The sequence below is a fragment of the Streptomyces sp. NBC_00212 genome (genome assembly GCF_045206365.1).
Taxonomy (GTDB): Bacteria; Actinomycetota; Actinomycetes; order Streptomycetales; family Streptomycetaceae; genus Streptomyces.
In genome coordinates this window covers 5,787,758-5,803,902 of record NZ_CP108115.1, presented here as the reverse complement: position 1 = coordinate 5,803,902, position 16,145 = coordinate 5,787,758, and the positions used below count along the sequence as shown (strand labels likewise).

The 16,145-nt window shown below is 71.0% G+C and carries 15 protein-coding genes, 2 tRNA genes and 1 pseudogene; 6 read left to right on the top strand and 12 right to left on the bottom strand.

The annotated features are described in order from the left end of the window. Positions 1-96: 96 nt before the first annotated feature. Entirely contained in the window at positions 97-2,976 is a 2,880-nt protein-coding gene (gene leuS / locus OHA17_RS26510; protein WP_406508654.1) for a leucine--tRNA ligase, read from the bottom strand. A gap of 393 nt (positions 2,977-3,369) precedes the next feature. On the opposite strand from leuS, the gene OHA17_RS26505 reads away from it, so the two are divergent. The 3 genes from OHA17_RS26505 (at position 3,370) to OHA17_RS26495 (ending at position 7,003) form a co-directional block, all read left to right on the top strand. After that, on the top strand, positions 3,370-4,545 hold the full coding sequence (locus OHA17_RS26505) for a hypothetical protein (protein WP_406508653.1): 1,176 nt from the start codon (positions 3,370-3,372) through the stop codon (positions 4,543-4,545). A gap of 28 nt (positions 4,546-4,573) precedes the next feature. Continuing rightward, positions 4,574-6,133 carry a ferredoxin gene (locus OHA17_RS26500; RefSeq protein WP_406508652.1) on the top strand — a complete coding sequence of 520 codons (1,560 nt, stop codon included), beginning with the start codon at positions 4,574-4,576 and terminating at the stop codon, positions 6,131-6,133. Positions 6,134-6,502: 369 nt separating this feature from the next. Beyond that, positions 6,503-7,003, top strand: coding sequence for a hypothetical protein (locus OHA17_RS26495; RefSeq protein ID WP_406505392.1), 501 nt, complete (start codon positions 6,503-6,505; stop codon positions 7,001-7,003). A 202-nt stretch (positions 7,004-7,205) separates the two neighbouring features. Here OHA17_RS26495 and OHA17_RS26490 read toward each other — a convergent pair whose 3' ends face one another. Continuing rightward, a complete protein-coding gene (locus OHA17_RS26490) occupies positions 7,206-7,505 on the bottom strand; it encodes a helix-turn-helix transcriptional regulator (RefSeq protein ID WP_406505390.1) in 300 nt (99 codons plus the stop codon). 72 nt (positions 7,506-7,577) lie between these two features. Here OHA17_RS26490 and OHA17_RS26485 point away from each other — a divergent pair, with 72 nt between their 5' ends. Together OHA17_RS26485 and OHA17_RS26480 are read left to right on the top strand one after the other, a co-directional pair. After that, positions 7,578-8,501: a hypothetical protein gene (locus tag OHA17_RS26485; RefSeq protein ID WP_406505388.1), complete on the top strand. Its 924-nt coding sequence runs from the start codon at positions 7,578-7,580 to the stop codon at positions 8,499-8,501. A 32-nt stretch (positions 8,502-8,533) separates the two neighbouring features. After that, entirely contained in the window at positions 8,534-10,225 is a 1,692-nt protein-coding gene (locus tag OHA17_RS26480; RefSeq protein WP_406510945.1) for a hypothetical protein, read from the top strand. 245 nt (positions 10,226-10,470) lie between these two features. On the opposite strand, the gene OHA17_RS26475 is transcribed toward OHA17_RS26480, so the two are convergent. Further along, positions 10,471-10,543: transfer RNA gene (locus tag OHA17_RS26475), tRNA-Ala, on the bottom strand. Positions 10,544-10,659: 116 nt separating this feature from the next. Here OHA17_RS26475 and OHA17_RS26470 point away from each other — a divergent pair. Then, positions 10,660-11,292, top strand: a pseudogene (locus OHA17_RS26470) (glycosyltransferase 87 family protein); the annotation flags it as partial. A gap of 73 nt (positions 11,293-11,365) precedes the next feature. On the opposite strand, the gene OHA17_RS26465 reads toward OHA17_RS26470, so the two are convergent. The 9 genes from OHA17_RS26465 to OHA17_RS26425 all read right to left on the bottom strand — a co-directional run bounded on the left by OHA17_RS26465 (position 11,366) and on the right by OHA17_RS26425 (position 16,081). Beyond that, positions 11,366-11,599 carry a hypothetical protein gene (locus tag OHA17_RS26465; RefSeq protein ID WP_053726163.1) on the bottom strand — a complete coding sequence of 78 codons (234 nt, stop codon included), beginning with the start codon at positions 11,597-11,599 and terminating at the stop codon, positions 11,366-11,368. A 2-nt stretch (positions 11,600-11,601) separates the two neighbouring features. Beyond that, a complete protein-coding gene (locus OHA17_RS26460; protein WP_199826969.1) occupies positions 11,602-11,772 on the bottom strand; it encodes a hypothetical protein in 171 nt (56 codons plus the stop codon). A gap of 155 nt (positions 11,773-11,927) precedes the next feature. Next, positions 11,928-12,000, bottom strand: a tRNA-Ala gene (locus OHA17_RS26455). Positions 12,001-12,112: 112 nt separating this feature from the next. Continuing rightward, positions 12,113-12,769, bottom strand: coding sequence for a histidine phosphatase family protein (locus tag OHA17_RS26450; RefSeq protein WP_053726164.1), 657 nt, complete (start codon positions 12,767-12,769; stop codon positions 12,113-12,115). Continuing rightward, the gene (gene rsfS / locus OHA17_RS26445) at positions 12,766-13,203 is read right to left on the bottom strand and encodes a ribosome silencing factor (protein WP_053726174.1); all 438 of its coding nucleotides are present in this window, start codon (positions 13,201-13,203) and stop codon (positions 12,766-12,768) included. Before rsfS ends, OHA17_RS26450 begins: the two co-directional genes overlap by 4 nt. A 92-nt stretch (positions 13,204-13,295) precedes the next feature. After that, positions 13,296-14,975, bottom strand: a complete 1,680-nt coding sequence (locus tag OHA17_RS26440; protein WP_406508651.1) for an LCP family protein — start codon at positions 14,973-14,975, stop codon at positions 13,296-13,298. 46 nt (positions 14,976-15,021) lie between these two features. Further along, a complete protein-coding gene (gene nadD, locus OHA17_RS26435) occupies positions 15,022-15,639 on the bottom strand; it encodes a nicotinate-nucleotide adenylyltransferase (protein ID WP_053726166.1) in 618 nt (205 codons plus the stop codon). A 37-nt stretch (positions 15,640-15,676) separates the two neighbouring features. Next, complete coding sequence (locus tag OHA17_RS26430) at positions 15,677-15,838, bottom strand: hypothetical protein (protein ID WP_199826970.1); 162 nt, start codon at positions 15,836-15,838, stop codon at positions 15,677-15,679. A gap of 81 nt (positions 15,839-15,919) precedes the next feature. Further along, on the bottom strand, positions 15,920-16,081 hold the full coding sequence (locus tag OHA17_RS26425) for a hypothetical protein (protein ID WP_189964314.1): 162 nt from the start codon (positions 16,079-16,081) through the stop codon (positions 15,920-15,922). Positions 16,082-16,145: the final 64 nt, after the last annotated feature.

Sequence of the window (16,145 nt, the reverse complement as noted above, 5' to 3'; positions counted from 1 at the left end):
TCGTCCCCTCCACCGTAAACGGAACGGGCAGGCCGTGGGTTCCCGCGGAACCCCCAACCTGCCCGTAGGGGAAAGCCCCCAGTACCGTTTCGGCCCTTACGCGGGGACGATGTTCACCAGCTTCGGCGCGCGCACGATGACCTTGCGGATGCCCGCGCCGGCCAGCGCCGCGACGACGGCCTCGTCCGCCAGGGCCAGCTTCTCCAGCTCGTCGTCGGAGATCGTCGGCGGCACCTCCAGGCGCGCCTTGACCTTGCCCTTGATCTGGACGACGCAGGTCACGGCCTCGTCCACGACGTACGCCGGGTCGGCGACCGGGAAGTCGCGGTGCACCACGGAGTCGGTGTGGCCCAGCTTGCGCCACAGCTCCTCGGCGATGTGCGGGGCCAGCGGGGCGATCAGCAGCACCAGCTGCTCGGCGACCGGCCGCGGCAGCAGGCCGCCCGCCTTCGTCAGGTGGTTGTTCAGCTCGGTGATCTTGGCGATGGCGGTGTTGAAGCGCAGCCCCGCCAGGTCGCCGCCGGCGCCGTCGATCGCCTTGTGCAGGGCGCGCAGCGTCGCCTCGTCGGGCTCGGCGTCGGTGACGGTGACGGTGACCTCGCCGGTCGTCTCGTCGACGATGTTGCGCCACAGGCGCTGCAGCAGCCGGTACTGGCCGACCACCGCGCGGGTGTCCCAGGGCCGCGAGACGTCCAGCGGACCCATCGCCATCTCGTACAGGCGCAGGGTGTCGGCGCCGTACTCGGTGCAGATCTCGTCCGGAGTGACCGCGTTCTTCAGGGACTTGCCCATCTTGCCCAGCTCGCGCTTGACGAGCTCGCCCTCGAAGAAGAACTTGCCGTCGCGCTCCTCGACCTCGGCGGCCGGGACGGGGAAGCCGCGGCTGTCCCGGTAGACGTAGGCCTGGATCATGCCCTGGTTGTACAGCTTGTGGAACGGCTCGGCCGACGAGATGTGGCCCAGGTCGAACAGCACCTTGGACCAGAAGCGCGCGTACAGCAGGTGCAGCACCGCGTGCTCGGCGCCGCCGACGTACAGGTCGACGCCTCCGGTCGGCTGGCCCTCGCGCGGGCCCATCCAGTACTGCTCGATGGCCGGGTCGACCAGCTTCTCGCTGTTGTGCGGGTCCAGGTAGCGCAGCTCGTACCAGCAGGAACCGGCCCAGTTGGGCATGGTGTTGGTCTCGCGGCGGTACTTCTTCACGCCGTCGCCCAGGTCCAGCTCGACGTTGACCCAGTCCTCGTTGCGGGACAGCGGGGTCTCCGGCGAGGTGTCGGCGTCGTCCGCGTCGAAGGTGCGCGGCGAGTAGTCGTCGACCTCCGGCAGCTCCAGGGGCAGCATCGACTCGGGCAGCGGGTGGGCGACGCCGTCCTCGTCGTAGACGATCGGGAAGGGCTCGCCCCAGTAGCGCTGGCGGCTGAACAGCCAGTCGCGCAGCCGGAAGTTGACGGTGCCCTCGCCGATGCCGCGTTCGGTCAGCCAGTCGGTCATCTTCGCCTTGGCCTCGACGACGCCCAGGCCGTCCACCGAGATCTCGTCGTTGGCGGAGTTGACCAGCTTGGCCTCGTAGGAGGCGAACGCGTCGTCCCACGTCGAGGCGTCGGTGCCGCGGTCGTCGGAGGGCTGCACGACGCAGCGCATGGGCAGCTCGAAGGCGCGCGCGAAGGCGAAGTCACGGGTGTCGTGCGCCGGTACGGCCATGATCGCGCCGGTGCCGTAGCCCATCAGCACGTAGTCGGCGATGAAGACGGGAACTTTTTCGCCGCTGACGGGATTGATGGCGAACGCGCCGGTGAAGACGCCGGTCTTCTCCTTGGCGTCGGCCTGGCGCTCCACGTCCGACTTGGAGGCGGCGAACGCGCGGTACTTGGCGACGGCCTCGGCCGGGCTCGCGTGCCCGCCGGTCCACACGTCGTGGGTGTCCTCGGGCCAGGCGGCCGGGACGATGGTGTCGACCAGCTCGTGCTCGGGCGCCAGCACCATGTAGGTGGCGCCGAACAGGGTGTCCTGGCGGGTCGTGAAGACGGTGATGGCGTCCGAGTCGCCGACCTTGAAGTCGACGCGGGCGCCCTCGGAGCGGCCGATCCAGTTGCGCTGCTGCAGCTTGATGGCGTCGGGCCAGTCCAGCGCGTCCAGGTCGTCGATCAGGCGGTCCGCGTAGGCGGTGATGCGCATGTTCCACTGGCGCAGCTTGGACTTGAAGACGGGGAAGTTGCCGCGCTCGGAACGGCCGTCGGCGGTGACTTCCTCGTTGGCCAGGACGGTGCCCAGGCCGGGGCACCAGTTGACGGGCGCGTCGGAGGCGTACGCCAGGCGGTACTCGCCCAGCACGTCGGAGCGCTCGGCGGCGCTCAGCGCGGCCCAGTCACGCCCGCCGGGGACCTCGCGGGTGCCGCTCTCGAACGCGGCGACCAGCTCGGCGATCGGGCGGGCCTGCTGCGCGTCGGCGTCGTACCAGGAGTTGAAGATCTGCAGGAAGATCCACTGGGTCCACTTGTAGTACTCCGGGTCGATCGTCGCGATCGACCGGCGCTTGTCGTGGCCCAGGCCCAGCCGGCGCAGCTGCCGCTTCATGTTGTCCATGGCGGCCTCGGTGGAGACCCGCGGGTGCGTGCCGGTGGCGACCGCGTGCTGCTCGGCGGGCAGGCCGAACGCGTCGAAGCCCAGCGTGTGCAGCACGTTGTGGCCGGTCATCCGCTGGTGGCGGGCGTAGACGTCGGTGGCGATGTAGCCCAGCGGGTGGCCGACGTGCAGGCCCGTGCCCGAGGGGTACGGGAACATGTCCATGATGAACTTCTTGGGCCGGGCGACGACCGCCGGATCCCCGGCCAGGTCACCGGTCGGGTTCGGCGCCGCGTAGGTGCCCTCGGCGTCCCAGAAGTCCTGCCAGCGTGCCTCGATGTCGGCGGCCATGGCTGCCGTGTAGCGGTGCGGCGCGGCCGTCTCTGCGGCGGCAGCGGTGTTCGTCTCGCTCATGTCCTCAAAGCTCCATCGATCGTCTCTGCCAGCGGGTACGAGCGTTCGTCCGTCGATCCGCCATCGAATCGCCAAACGAAAAAACCCCTCGCACAGGAGGGGGCGCCGCGCCGAGTCCGACCGGATCTCTTCATCGGTCGGGAGTGTTCAGCGCGGCTCGCTAAGCAGAAGGCGTACGGCACGCATGGCGTCAGGGTACCGCAGGCCCCGCAAGGCCCGCACGGAGCGCACATGGGGGCGCCCCGGGCTACCCCCTGGGGGTGCCGAGGGCGAGGTTACTCCGCGTACCCCCCTCTTCTGGGGCAACCGCTCAAACCCCGTACCGGCTGGTATGGGGCGACCTAGCATGCCGCCACGGGACCGCTTTGCCGAACCATTCGGAGTCGCCCCACCATGAAACCTCGCAATCCGCTCAACCCGCACCGCCCGCGCCAGAATCCGGCACGGGGCCGTCCGGCCCGCAGGGGCGGGCTTTCCGCGGCCGCACTGGGCGTCGTCGCCCTGCTCATACCGCCGTTGGCACTGCTCTCTTCGGACGGGCTGCGCGCCGCCCTGGACTTCACCGCCGGCGTCCTGTCCCTGGTCTCGCTGACCGCCTCCGTCGCCTGGGGCCTGCTCGCCACCGACCGGCTGCTCCTCACTCCACGTCACCGCCTCATGGCGCAGGCCGTCCACCGGGCGACCGCCGTCGCCTCGATCGGCTTCCTCCTGCTGCACGTCACCGTCAAGATCGCGCTCGGCCATGTCGGGCTGCTCGGCGCGGTGGTCCCGTTCGGGCTCGGCATCACCGGCGCCTCCGGCCTGATCGGCTTCGGATCACTCGCCGGGGTCCTGATGGTCCTCACGGCCGTCACGGGGGCGATGCGCAGCGCCTTCGCCACCCCGGGCCGCATCGCGGCACGCTGGCGCGCGGTGCACATGCTGGCCTATCCGGCCTGGTGCTTCGCCCTGGTGCACGGCCTGTACGCGGGGCGCCCGCCGGCCGCCTGGGTGGTCGCGATGTACGGCCTGTCCCTGGCGGGAGTGGCGAGCGCGCTGGCCGTACGCGCGCTGCCGCGGCCGGTGAAGCGCCGGATCGCCGACCGGCTCGCCCCCTTCCGGCCGCGCCCGGAGAGCGAGCCCGCAGAGCCCGCCATCCCGCCTCGGCCCTCCGCGCCGCCCTCTTACGAGGCTTACGAGACGCCGCCCTACGAGCCTTCTCACGAGACCTCTTATGAGGCGCGGCCGACGCAACCACTACGTGGTGCGCAGCCGACGTACGAAGCCCTCGAAGAGGCGCCGCGGTTCCAGGAGGCGCACGCCCTGTACGAGCCCCCGCACGAGGCGCTGCCCCGCTATCGTCCGGCCGCCGGTCAGGAGGTCCGCGGCGATGCGGGCACGGGCATCTCGGCGGCCTACCGCGCGGTCTCCCTGGCTCCGTCGGCTCCCCCGGCCGCCCGCTGGCCGGCGCCCTCGCCGCGCCCTCCCGGGCCGCTGCCCTCCCCCGCGCCGTCCTCACCCTATCAGCCGCCGGCCGCCGGCGAGCCCTGGCACTCCCAGCCGGGCTCCGCCTCAGGAGAACGCCCGTGACGGTGCCCGCAACAGCAGGAGTACGACCATGAACACCCCCCTCCCCGATGTTCCCGAGGTCCGCGTCGTCGGCCTGCCCCATCTGACCGCGGGCTTCGATCTCGTCGAGCGCCTCGCCCTGCCGATGCACCGCAAGGTGCACGGCCCGCTGAAGCCGGTCGACGGCGAACGCCTGGCCCAACTCGCCGACGACATCGCCCTCAACGGCCGCGGCGGCGCGGGTTTCCCCTTCGGCCGCAAGCTGCGCGCGGTCGCCTCCGCCGCGATCCGGCGCGGGATACGCCCGGTCGTCGTCGTCAACGCGAGCGAGGGCGAGCCCGCCTGCCGCAAGGACACCGTCCTGGTGTGCCGGGCCCCCCATCTCGTCCTGGACGGCGCTCTGCTGGCCGCCGAGGCGCTCGGTGCCCGCACCCTGGTCGTCGCCGTGACGCGCGACTCCACGGAGGCCTCCGTGCGCGCCGCCCTCGCCGAGCGGGGCCTCGCCGACAAGCGCAGCTCCCCCCTGCGCGCCCGCGTGGTCCGCACCCCCGAGCGCATGGTGTCCGGCGAGGCCTCCGCGGTGATCCGGGCCGTGGACGGCGGCCCCGCCCTGCCGCCGGGCCGCCGCGAGCGGGCCGCCGAATCGGGCGTGGGCGGCGCCCCGACGCTGCTGTCCAACGCGGAGACGTACGCCCAGCTCGCGGTGGCCGCGCGGCTCGGCCCGCGCCGCTTCTGCAACACCGGGGAGCCGACCGAGCCCGGCACCGTGCTGCTCACGCTGTCCGGGGCGGTCGCCCGCCCGATGGTCGTCGAGGTCCCCACCGGGGTGCCGCTGCGCTACGTACTCCAGCTGGCCGGGGCGCCCTCGGCGCCCCAGGGCGTGCTGACCGGCGGCTATCACGGCAGCTGGCTGAACTCGGTGGCCGCCCATGACGCGGCCGTCTCGCGGGCATCGCTCTCGGCGCTCGGCGGCGCCCTGGGGGCGGGTGCGATCCTGCCGATCGGCGCGGAGACCTGCGCGCTCGGCGAGGCACTGCGGGTCGCCAATTGGCTGGCGGCCGAGACGGCCGGCCAGTGCGGCCCGTGCAGGCTGGGCCTGCCGGCCGCCGCGGGAGGGCTCGCCGATGTCCTGAACGGCGGCGGCCCGGCCGCCCTGGAGGCGCTGCGCGAGGTGACGGGGGCGGTGAAGGGCCGCGGTGCCTGCAAGCATCCGGACGGCTCGGCCCGCTTCCTGGCCTCGACGCTGGCGGCGTTCACGGACGACCTCGCGGCCCATGTGCTGGCCGGGGGCTGCGGCCGGCCGACCGTGGGCGTGCTGCCGCTGCCCTCGCCCGGCTACCAGGAGGAGGGCGTGCCGAGCGGTGAGAAGGTGCTGGTCGACTGGACGCTGTGCGAGGGCCACGGGCTCTGCGCGGACATCGTGCCGGAGCTGATCAGGCTCGGCCCCGACGGCTACCCGCTCGTCGCCGACGCCACTGTGCCGATGCATCTGCGGGGGCGCGCCCAGCGGGCCGTGCGCCGCTGCCCGGCGCTCGCGCTCCGGATCGAGCAGGCCCCGGCCGCGCTCCCCCAGATCCCCCGCAAAGCCCTGGGCAGCGGCCGGAGTTGACCGTTTCTGATCGTTACAGCGCCCTTAGAGGGGGCACTGTAACGATCAGAGAGGGAGCACAACAAGAAGGCGGGCCATCCGAATCGGATGGCCCGCCTTCTTCACTGTGGGCTGTTCTTGAGTGCCGCTGATCAGCGGTGAGAGAAGGGGTGCGGAGATCATTGCCCGGCGTGGGCTTGATCGTTGCCCGGTGCCGTGGGGGTACGGGGGATCCTTCTGCTCCAATTCATGATCACCTCGTACAGTGTGGGATGAAGTGTCCGCCAACTCGGTGTCAGGCGTGGTGAGTTGACGGGTTCCGTCTCGGGGCGGGTGATGGCTTTGGTGCTGGACAGGTTGCGGGCGAGGGCGTCGGTGTCACGGGCGCGGGTGGAGGACCTGCGTAGCCAGATCGCAGCGTTGGAGAAGGAGCTCGCTGACGAGGAGAAACAGCTGGAGCGGTGGTCGACGGCCGAAGCGGCGGTGGCGGAGGTTCTGGCCGAGGGCGAGGACGAGGTTGCCGGGAGGGGACCGTCGGCGGATGCGGGCAGCCGGGGCCCGGCCCCGGTGGCTGCTGCCGCGGCCCAGCGGCTGGTCGTGTCGGCGCCGGTGATGCGGGCGGACGGCAAGGTGCTGGCCGAGGCGAACGAGGACGTGGTCCTCGCTTTGGCCTCGGCGGGGCGGCCGCTGCGGGCCAAGCCGGTCTGTGAAGCGGTCGGCTGGGATACGGATCACCGGCCGGTGGAGAGGATGCGGGTGAAGCTGAAGCGGTTGGTCAAGCAGGGCTGGCTGACCGAGGACGAGGTGGGGCTGTTCGCGATCGCGCCCGGGGTCGGCGAGCTGGCCGAGCCCACTGCGGTGGTGGACGGCGCCGTGATCGAGGACGTGTGAGGCGGCGCCGCCGGGAGGATCAGTCCCGACGGCGCCCAGGTTGCGTGAGCGACCTTGAATCGTGACGAAGAGGCTCGCGCGTCCTCGACGATAGTGCTGTTGCAGCGTATTGGGTTCGCCGGGCCGTAACTGGGCCCTGGCCTGCGGTTATTGCAGACCGTGAGCTGGAGCCGGGAAGGCTGGGCGCACGATGCCTGCACCGTTACCGGCGCGCAAGCGGCGGCCACAGCGGGGTGTTCAGGCTCGCTTCGAGGCGGGCGATGGTGGCGACGTCGGGCCAGGTCCGGCCGTCGAGCACGTCGCCGATCGTCTGCCGGTTGACGCCCAGCAGGTCAGCGGCCTGGCGGCGGCTGAGGTGGCGCTCACGCAGGGCGTCGGCGAGGCGGCGGGCGATGGCCTGGACGACTGCTGCGGCGACGTCGTCGACGACTGCGTCGGGCCAGGCTTGCGGATCACGGGCACATTCCCGCGGCGCGCGGGAGCGCGCGCTTCCTCCGACCATGCTTCCACGCTCCTGTCCGTTGAGGTCGTACGCGACTTGGGTGGCAGCTTGTCCTGCCGCTATTCGTGGTCCATGGCCCTCGATCCGGCAACGTCTTCGGTCATCGACGCGTACGCCCCGCGCGAGCCGGCGGCTGCCTGGGATGAGGTCGGACCGCTGGTGAAGACGGTGGTGGCCGCGACCGTCGAGCGCGTCCCCTACGCGGTGGAGGACCTGCTGCACGTGGTGGCCCGCCTGGCCATCTGGGCGGAGGGCCGGGGGGTGGTCCGCGAACCGGCGGCCTGGCTGACCAACGAGACGATCGACGCGTTCGTGCTGACCGGCTGCGCGGGCCTCAAGCCCGGCACGCTGCGCACCTACCGCACATGGCTGCGGCGGGTGCGCGAAGTGCTCGTCTGGGACAACGCCGGTGAGAGCGAAGGGCTGCACCTGTCGGCTCCGCCGGCGCCCGCACCACCCTATGAAGAGCGGGAGATCGCCTCCTTGCGCACCTGGGCCGGTCAGTTGCGGCCCAGGGCAAGGGCGGACGCGTTGGCGCTGATGGCGCTGGCCGACGGCATGGGGCTGGCTCCCGGGGAGGTCGCCCGGCTGCGCGGCACGGACGTCCGCCGCACCCGGTCGGGAGCCTGCGTGCTGGACGCGCGGGTGCTCGGGCGTCTGCTGGTGGCCCGCGCCGAATGGGAGGACGATCTCGCGCATCTGGCCGAAGGAGCCGGGGGCGACTTCCTGTTCCGTCCCGGCCATAGTGAGCCGCCGCCGGACAACCTGATCGCCTCCTGGGCCTGGCAGCATCGCCCCGAGGCGCCACTGCCGGGCTTGAGCGCCCGGCGCCTGCGGGCCAGTTGGATCGTCTCCCTGATGCGTCGCCGGATCGATCACGGTGTGATCGCGGCGGCGGCCGGGCTCGCCTCGGCTGCCTCGCTCGCCCGCTATCAGCACTTGGTGCCCCCGCTCAGCGACAGCGAGACGGCCCGGCTGCTGCGGGGCAGCCGATGAGAGCGCCACCGCCCGGTCATCCGGCCTCGCGCATGAGCCGCCCCAGGCCCACGACGGACGCCCCGGCGCGCATCCCGGACTCCAAGGTGTTCCAGCTGGCCGCGTTGCTGGACCGCTCCGGCGCCCTCGACCTGATCGACGCCGAACTGACAGGACGTCCGGGACCTGCCGGGCTGGAGCCGCGGACCGTGCTGACCGGCCTGTTGCTGGCGGTCCACTACACCGGGAAGGCCGCCGTGGCCGAAGCCTGGCGGATCCTCGCCTTCAGCCTGTCGCCCACGGCCCAGGCAAAGCTCGGCATCCACATCGCGACACAGGGCGCGTGGGCGTTCTCCCGACGCCTCTACCGTGCCTTCGACCGCGTCACCACGGCACTCGACCCGGCCCGCTGCGACCGCCGGCGCCGCCTTGGACTCGATCAGGCCGCCGTGTTCGCCGCGGCCTGGGAGGACACCGATCCCGAACACGTCCGCAAGAAGACCGTGCTGCATCTTGTCTGCACCGCTCTGATCACCGCCACGGTCAAGATCGCCCGCCGTTGCGGGGCGCTCAAACACTGGCACGGCGATGTCGGCATCGACGCCACCGCACTGGCCTCCTGGCACAAGCCGCCCAGCACCCGCCGGAACCTGGCCTCTCTCGATCCCACGGCAGGCTGGCACTACAGCGGCGGGGCGAGTGAGCCGACGTTCGGGCACAGCGGGCATCTCGCCCTCGCAGCCGCCGCCCACCCGCGCCCGGGACGGGTGGCGCAGATCGTGCTCGGCCTGGTCGTCGACTACCCCGGCATGCGCACCGGAGCCAACGCGATCGCCCTGCTCAAGCCGCTGGGCGAACTCCAGCTTCCCATCGGCACGTTGGCCGTCGACCGCCTCTACACCGACGCCCGCCCCGAAACGTTCGCCCTGCCCGCCCGCGCTCTCGGCTACCGGCTCGCTCTGGACTACAAGCAGGACCAGCGCGGCGCCCAGGGCGTCCACCGCGGCGCCGTCCTCATCGACGGCACCCTGACCTGCCCTCTCATCCCGCTCGTCCTCGCGAACGCCACCCACCACCTCGACGACGCCGCCGCCCGCCGGCCGGACGAGATCACCCAGACCCGCGTCGACAACCGGAAGCCGTACTTCCTCCACCTCAAGCAGGGCCCCGACCCGGCCGGGGCGATCCGGCTCGCCTGCCCCGCCGCCGGCACCTCGCCCACCGTCAACTGCCCCCGCCGCCCAGCCCGCCGCACCCCCTCCTGGACCGTTGATCTGACCGATCCACGGCAGCGGCAGGCCCATCCGGCGGCCCGCCCCACCGTGATCACTCCGGCTCCGCCCGACCCCTTGCCCGATGTCTGCCGCCAGCAGACGATCACCATCCGCCCCGGTGACCTGGGCACGATCGAGAAGTTCCGGCAGGACCTGCCCTACCTCACCGACTCCTGGAGGGACACCTTCAAGGTCGTTAGAGCCCAGAACGAAGGGATCAACGGGATCCTCAAGGGCCACAAGATCGATATTTCCGAGCCGAAGAACCGGCTCGCGCACGGCCGCGTCGCCCAGACCCTGCTGGTCGCCCTCATGGTCACCGTCGCGAACCTGCACATCCTGGACGTCTTCTGCCAGACCACCCGCGGCGAGCACCTGCCCATCGACGCCTACGACGACGGCGCCCCTGTGACCGATCCCGACGAGTCCGGCCCGCGGCCCGACGCACGGCCCCCGCCCCGGGCACCGTGATGATCCGGAAGTGAACAGCCACACCAACCGCCGCCACGAGACGTCCCCGGTCCCGCAGCCACACCACCACGTGCATCCGGGCATCGGCCACCCCCGGAAGCCGACCCACACGCCCCCGGAACCGCCACTCAGCCCCGGCCGGCGCCCAAGTCGCCCCCGAAAACCAGAAGATCCCGCCCAATCGACTCGATCAGACGGGATCCCGGGAACCGAACCTGAGAGATCTCAAGAACGGCCCTTCACTGTGGAGCTAAGGAGAATTGAACTCCTGACCTCCTGCATGCCATGCAGGCGCTCTACCAACTGAGCTATAGCCCCTTGTTTTCCCGCCGCCCGGTTTCCCGCGGCGACATCGAGAACATTACACGGTCCCCCCGGTGCTTCACCAAATCGGTTTCCGTTCTGTACGAAGAAGGGCGGTAACGTCCGTCTTCGTGACCGTGAAGGTACTCGCGCACACCGCTGCCCGCTTCCCCTCCGCCCGCCGTCCCGTGCCGCTCACCGCAGCCGTCTGTCTGGTCTCCTTCGCGGTGTTCTGGGCTGCTCAGCGGGCCGCCGGGGTCTCGATGATTGACCTGATGGCCTACCGGGCGGAGGGCCAGACCGTACGGGCCGGAGCCGACCTCTATGCGATGCGCGCGACCGAGGCCCAGCTGCCCACCACCTACCCGCCGTTCGCGGCGCTGGCGTTCACCCCGCTCACCCTGCTGGGCGTCCCGGCGCCGCGGGCCCTGGCAACCGCCGCCAACCTGGTACTGCTGCTCGCTCTTGCCCATCTGTCGCTCCGGCTCGCGGGCAGGCCGCGGCCGGGAGCCGCACTGTGGATCGCCGCGCTCGCCGCCTGGTGCGAGCCGGTGTGGACCACGCTGCGCTACGGCCAGGTCAATCTGCTGCTCGCCGTGGCAGTGCTCTAGGACCTCACCCGCGAACAGGGCCACCGCTGGGCGGGCGCCGGCATCGGCCTCGCCGCCGCGCTGAAGCTCACACCCGCCCTGTTCGCACTGTTCCTGCTGATCACCGCCGTCGTACGGATGAGGAGCGGCGGCACAGGCCGGCCCGAACTCGCCCAGAGCGGCGGCCGGGTGGCGCTCTCGGCGCTCTATCCGCTGGCCGGAACGTGCTTCCTTGTCCTGGCGGCGCTCAGGCCGTGGCGAAGGAGTAGAACCGCTTGAGCGTGCAGTGCGCCTCAAGGAGGCGGCCGTAGATCGGCTCCCCTTCGAGTTCCCGATACGTCTCGATCGGGTCGCCCTTTATGATCAGCGCCCGGGCGCATTCCTCGCACCAGTACTGATAGTCGGTGTTGACCGGATCCATGTCCCTGACGATGGGCGTACCGCTGCCGCACCAGTCGCATTTCCGCCTGTGTGCACCCATGTTCAGCTCCAGCTGTGGCCGCAGGCCGTGCACACGTAGGACACCCCGCCGTTGTCGCCGAGCATCTGCGCGACGTGGGAGGAGCCACAGGAGGGACAGCTCAGGCGGGCGCCGGGTGACGCGGCTTCGGGCCCGCCGGGCGGTTCCGGGAATTCTTCGCGACTCGCGGGCATCGCGCACTCCCTCCCGTTCGGTCCGTCGTCCCCCTCCGGCCGTCCCGATTCTGCCATGTCCTCGCAAGGGGGGCAGTGCTGTCGCCGTACGAGACCGGCCACCGGGGGTGGACAACAAGAAGATCCCGCCCCCACGAGGGGACGGGATCCGATTGTGGAGCTAAGGAGAATTGAACTCCTGACCTCCTGCATGCCATGCAGGCGCTCTACCAACTGAGCTATAGCCCCGCTGTTCGCCTTGTTTCCGCTTCTTCGGCGGTCCCGCGCTGCGAACAAGAAGAACTCTAGCCTGTGACCTGCCGGAAAGTGAAATCCGGCCGTCACCGCCCCTGAGCAGCGGTTAGTCGTCGTCGCCGAGGACCGGCTCGGGCAGCGTTCCGGCGTTGTGCTCAAGCAGGCGCCAGCCGCGCGCGCCCTCGCCGAGGACGGACCAGCAGCAGTTGGTGAGGCCGCCAAGGCCCTCCCAGTGGTGCGCCTCCAGACCGAGGAGCCGGCCGATGGTGGTGCGGATGGTGCCGCCGTGGCTGACGACGACGAGGGTGCCGCCGTCGGGCAGCTTGTCGGCATGGCGCAGCACGACCGGGGCCGCCCGGTCGGCGACCTCGGTCTCCAGCTCGCCGCCGCCCCGGCGCACCGGCTCGCCGCGCTTCCACGCCGCGTACTGCTCGCCGTACTGGCCGACGATCTCCTCGTGCGTGAGCCCCTGCCAGGCGCCCGCGTACGTCTCGCGCAGGGCCGAGTCGTGCTCGACCGGCAGGCCGGTCACGGCCGCCAGCTCGGCGGCGGTGGCGGCGGCCCGCTGAAGGTCGGAGGCGACGATCGCGTCCGGCTTCAGGGCGGCCAGCAGGCGCGCGGCCCGGTGTGCCTGGCCGATGCCGGTCTCGGTCAGCTCGATGTCCGTGGAGCCCTGGAAGCGGCGCTCCAGGTTCCAGGCCGTCTGGCCGTGCCGCCACAGGACTATCCGGCGGCCCCGGCCGCCCTTGGTGGTGCCGTTCAGCTCAGCTCACCGTCCGCTTCGTCGGCGCCGGTCAGCGCGGCGTGCTCGGCGGCCTTGCCACGCGTCTTCATGGCGTCGTCCGGCAGCGGCAGCTCGGGGCAGTCCTTCCACAGCCGCTCCAGGGCGTAGAAGACGCGCTCCTCGCTGTGCTGGACGTGCACGACGATGTCGACGTAGTCGAGCAGGATCCAGCGGGCGTCGCGGTCGCCCTCGCGGCGCACCGGCTTGGCGCCGAGCTCCTTGTTGAGCCGCTCCTCGATCTCGTCGACGATCGACTTGACCTGGCGGTCGTTGGGCGCGGAGGCGAGCAGGAAGGCGTCGGTGATCGACAGCACATCGCTGACGTCGTACGCGATGATGTCGTGCGCGAGCCGGTCGGCGGCCGCCTGAGCGGCGGCGGTGATGAGCTCGATGGAACGGTCCGTGGCGGTCACAAGCAGGCTTTCGTCGGCGGTCAGATCCAATCGGATCGATTTCCAGGATCTCACGGACCGCCGACAGCCCCGAAAGGATTACTCCGGGCACCTCACTGTGGCGCCTTGTAGTCCTTTCCGATGACGACCGACACGTCGGCGTTGGCGGCCGCCTTGCCCTGTTTGACCGCGCTGTCCAGCAGCCCGAGGGTCTTGGCGACCTCGACGGCCTTCGCCTTCTGCGCCCCGTCCGCGTACAGGACCTGCGAAGTGGCCTCGGTGCCGGAGCTTCCGGCGTCGACGAACGCATAGCCGCCGTTGATCAGGGCGACCCGTGCGGCCTCGGCCGCCTTGGAGTTTCCGCTGGCGTTCTTGACGCCGACCCGCACCGCGGAGCCCTGGTCGGACCCGCCGCCGAGCTGACCGCCCAGGACGTCCTTGACCACGCTGTCGCTGGCCTGCTGGCTGAGCGTGCCGTCGGGCTGCACGGGCAGCACCGCCGTCTTGTACGCGCCGATCTTGGCGTGCTCGGCGAGCTTGGCGAGGGAGGCGCCGAGGTCGCTCTCGGGCAGCGAGGGGTCGAGGATCTGCGCGAGCGTCTGGACGGTGACGGTGGCGGCCTTGGGGTCGTCGGAGATCTTGCGCAGCACCCCGTACATCACCGCGCCGAACCGCTGGAGCTGCTTGGTCTCGGCCTCGCCGGGGCCGCGGTAGGTGGCGTAGGCGACGGCCATCTGGCCGGTGAGCGTCTGGTCGTCGCCCTTCTTCACCAGCGGGTCGCCGCCCTGCTTGGCTCCGGGAACGTCCGCATCCGTAGTGATGTCGATGTTCCCGACGAGGTCGACGAGGTTTTCCAGGTACGGGGTGTCCAGGCGCCAGGTGCCGGTGATCTTGGTGCCGAGGAGGGTGGAGAGCGAATCCCGGGTGCCCTGCGAGCCGTCCGCGTCCACCGACTTGCCCAGGGTGGTGCGGCTGCCGTCGTCATTGGAGACGGCGAGCGAGTTGGGCAGCAGCACCGTAGTGCCCTGTTTGGTGGTCACGTTGTTGACGAGGAGCGCCGTGGAGGTGCCGCCCGCCTTGGTGTTGTGCAGATGCACCACGATCACGTCGCGCTTCTGCGGCCCGGCCGTGGTGGCGCCGCCGTTCTTCTTGTCCGAGGACGACGAGAGCCCGGGCAGTTTGCCGGTGAACCACAGGTAGCCGACACCGCCCACCGCCACCAGAGCCAGCACCACGACGAGCGCCACGACGCGGTTGCGGCCGCGCCGCTTGGCCTCCTCGCGGCGTTCGCTGCGGCTTTCGGTGAACTTCAGCCAGTCGATGACGTCTTCGGAGTCCTCGTCGGGCTCCTCGATGAACGAGAACTGCTCGGTGCGGTAGTCGCGTTCGGCGCCGTCGCCGTGCTCGTCCCGCCGCTGCTGGGGCAGCACGGGCGCGCCCTGTGCCTCCCGTGCCGGCTCCTGCGCGGGAGGCGCCTGGACGGGCGGCTGCTGCGCGGTGCCGTAGTCGCGCCCGTAGTTCTGCTGCGGAAACTGCGCGGGCTGCTGCTGGGGGAACTGCTGGGTCTGCTGCGGCTGTTGCTGCGCGTACGGGTCGTACGTCGACTGCTGCGGAACGTACGCCTGGTCGTAGCCATACCCCTGCTGCTGTTGCTGCTGGGGTTCCTGGGGCTGCGCATAGGGGTCGTACGCCTGCTGCTGCGGCTGGACCTGCTGGTACACCGGCCGGCCGTACTCGTCGTACCCGACCAATTGCACCTGGGGTGCGTACGGGTCGTACTGGCGGTCGTTCACCGGTGGCCTTCTCTCACTCGCCGACGTACAGGCGGTACAGCTGGACTCACTCGCCGCGATACAGCTGGCGCTTGTCGATGTAGCGGACCACACCGTCGGGAACCAGATACCAGACGGGGTCGCCCTGCGCGACTCTCGCCCGGCAATCGGTCGAGGAGATCGCCAGCGCGGGCACCTCCACCAGGGAGACCCCGCCCTCGGGCAGCCCGTCGTCCGTCAGCACGTGGCCGGGCCGGGTCACGCCGATGAAGTGGGCCAGCGAGAACAGCTCCTCGGCGTCCCGCCAGGTGAGGATCTGACCGAGCGCGTCGGCGCCGGTGATGAAGAAGAGGTCCGCGTCGCTGTTGCGGTCGCGCAGATCCCGCAGGGTGTCGATGGTGTACGTCGCCCCGCCGCGGTCGATGTCGATGCGGCTGACCGAGAACTGCGGGTTGGACGCGGTGGCGATGACCGTCATCAGATAGCGGTCCTCGGCCGGGGAGACCAGCTTGTGGCTCTTCTGCCACGGCTGCCCAGTCGGTACGAAGACGACCTCGTCCAGATGGAACTGCGAGGCCACCTCGCTGGCGGCCACGAGGTGTCCGTGATGGATCGGGTCAAACGTTCCGCCCATCACGCCGATGCGTCGCTTCACCGGACCGGTAGGCACTTCCTGCTCTCCCATGCGTGCAGAGCCTACTGGCCCGGCTTTCGGCCCCGACTCAGCGGTCGCGGTTGAAGCGGGTGGTGATCCAGAGCAGGAGGAGCAGGGCGAACAGCGCGCCGCCGCCCGTCATCCAGGGCTGCAGGCTTTCGTGGTTGCCACCGTGCTCGGCGCCTTCGGCGAGCGTGACCAGGTTGGCGGCGGTGCTGTGGAGGCTCATCTTCGGCAGGACCTATCCGGGAGTCGGGGCGGAGACTTCGCCCACATCGTATGCGGGCGGTCCGGGCACGCTCACGCCGACTCAGTCGTTCTTGTTGTCGTCGCCACCGTTCGAGCGGTATCCGCGCAGCAGGAACCAGGCCAGCAGGCCCGCTCCGACCATGGAGCCGAGCAGCAGGATCCGCAGCAGCGCGCCCGGCCCCTGGCCGGAAGCGGCAGCGAGAGCAGTGACGACGTCCGGCATGGCAGGTCTCCTCGAAGTTATCCACAGGCCCCCGGGCCACGGTATCCCCACCGCCTAATGTGGA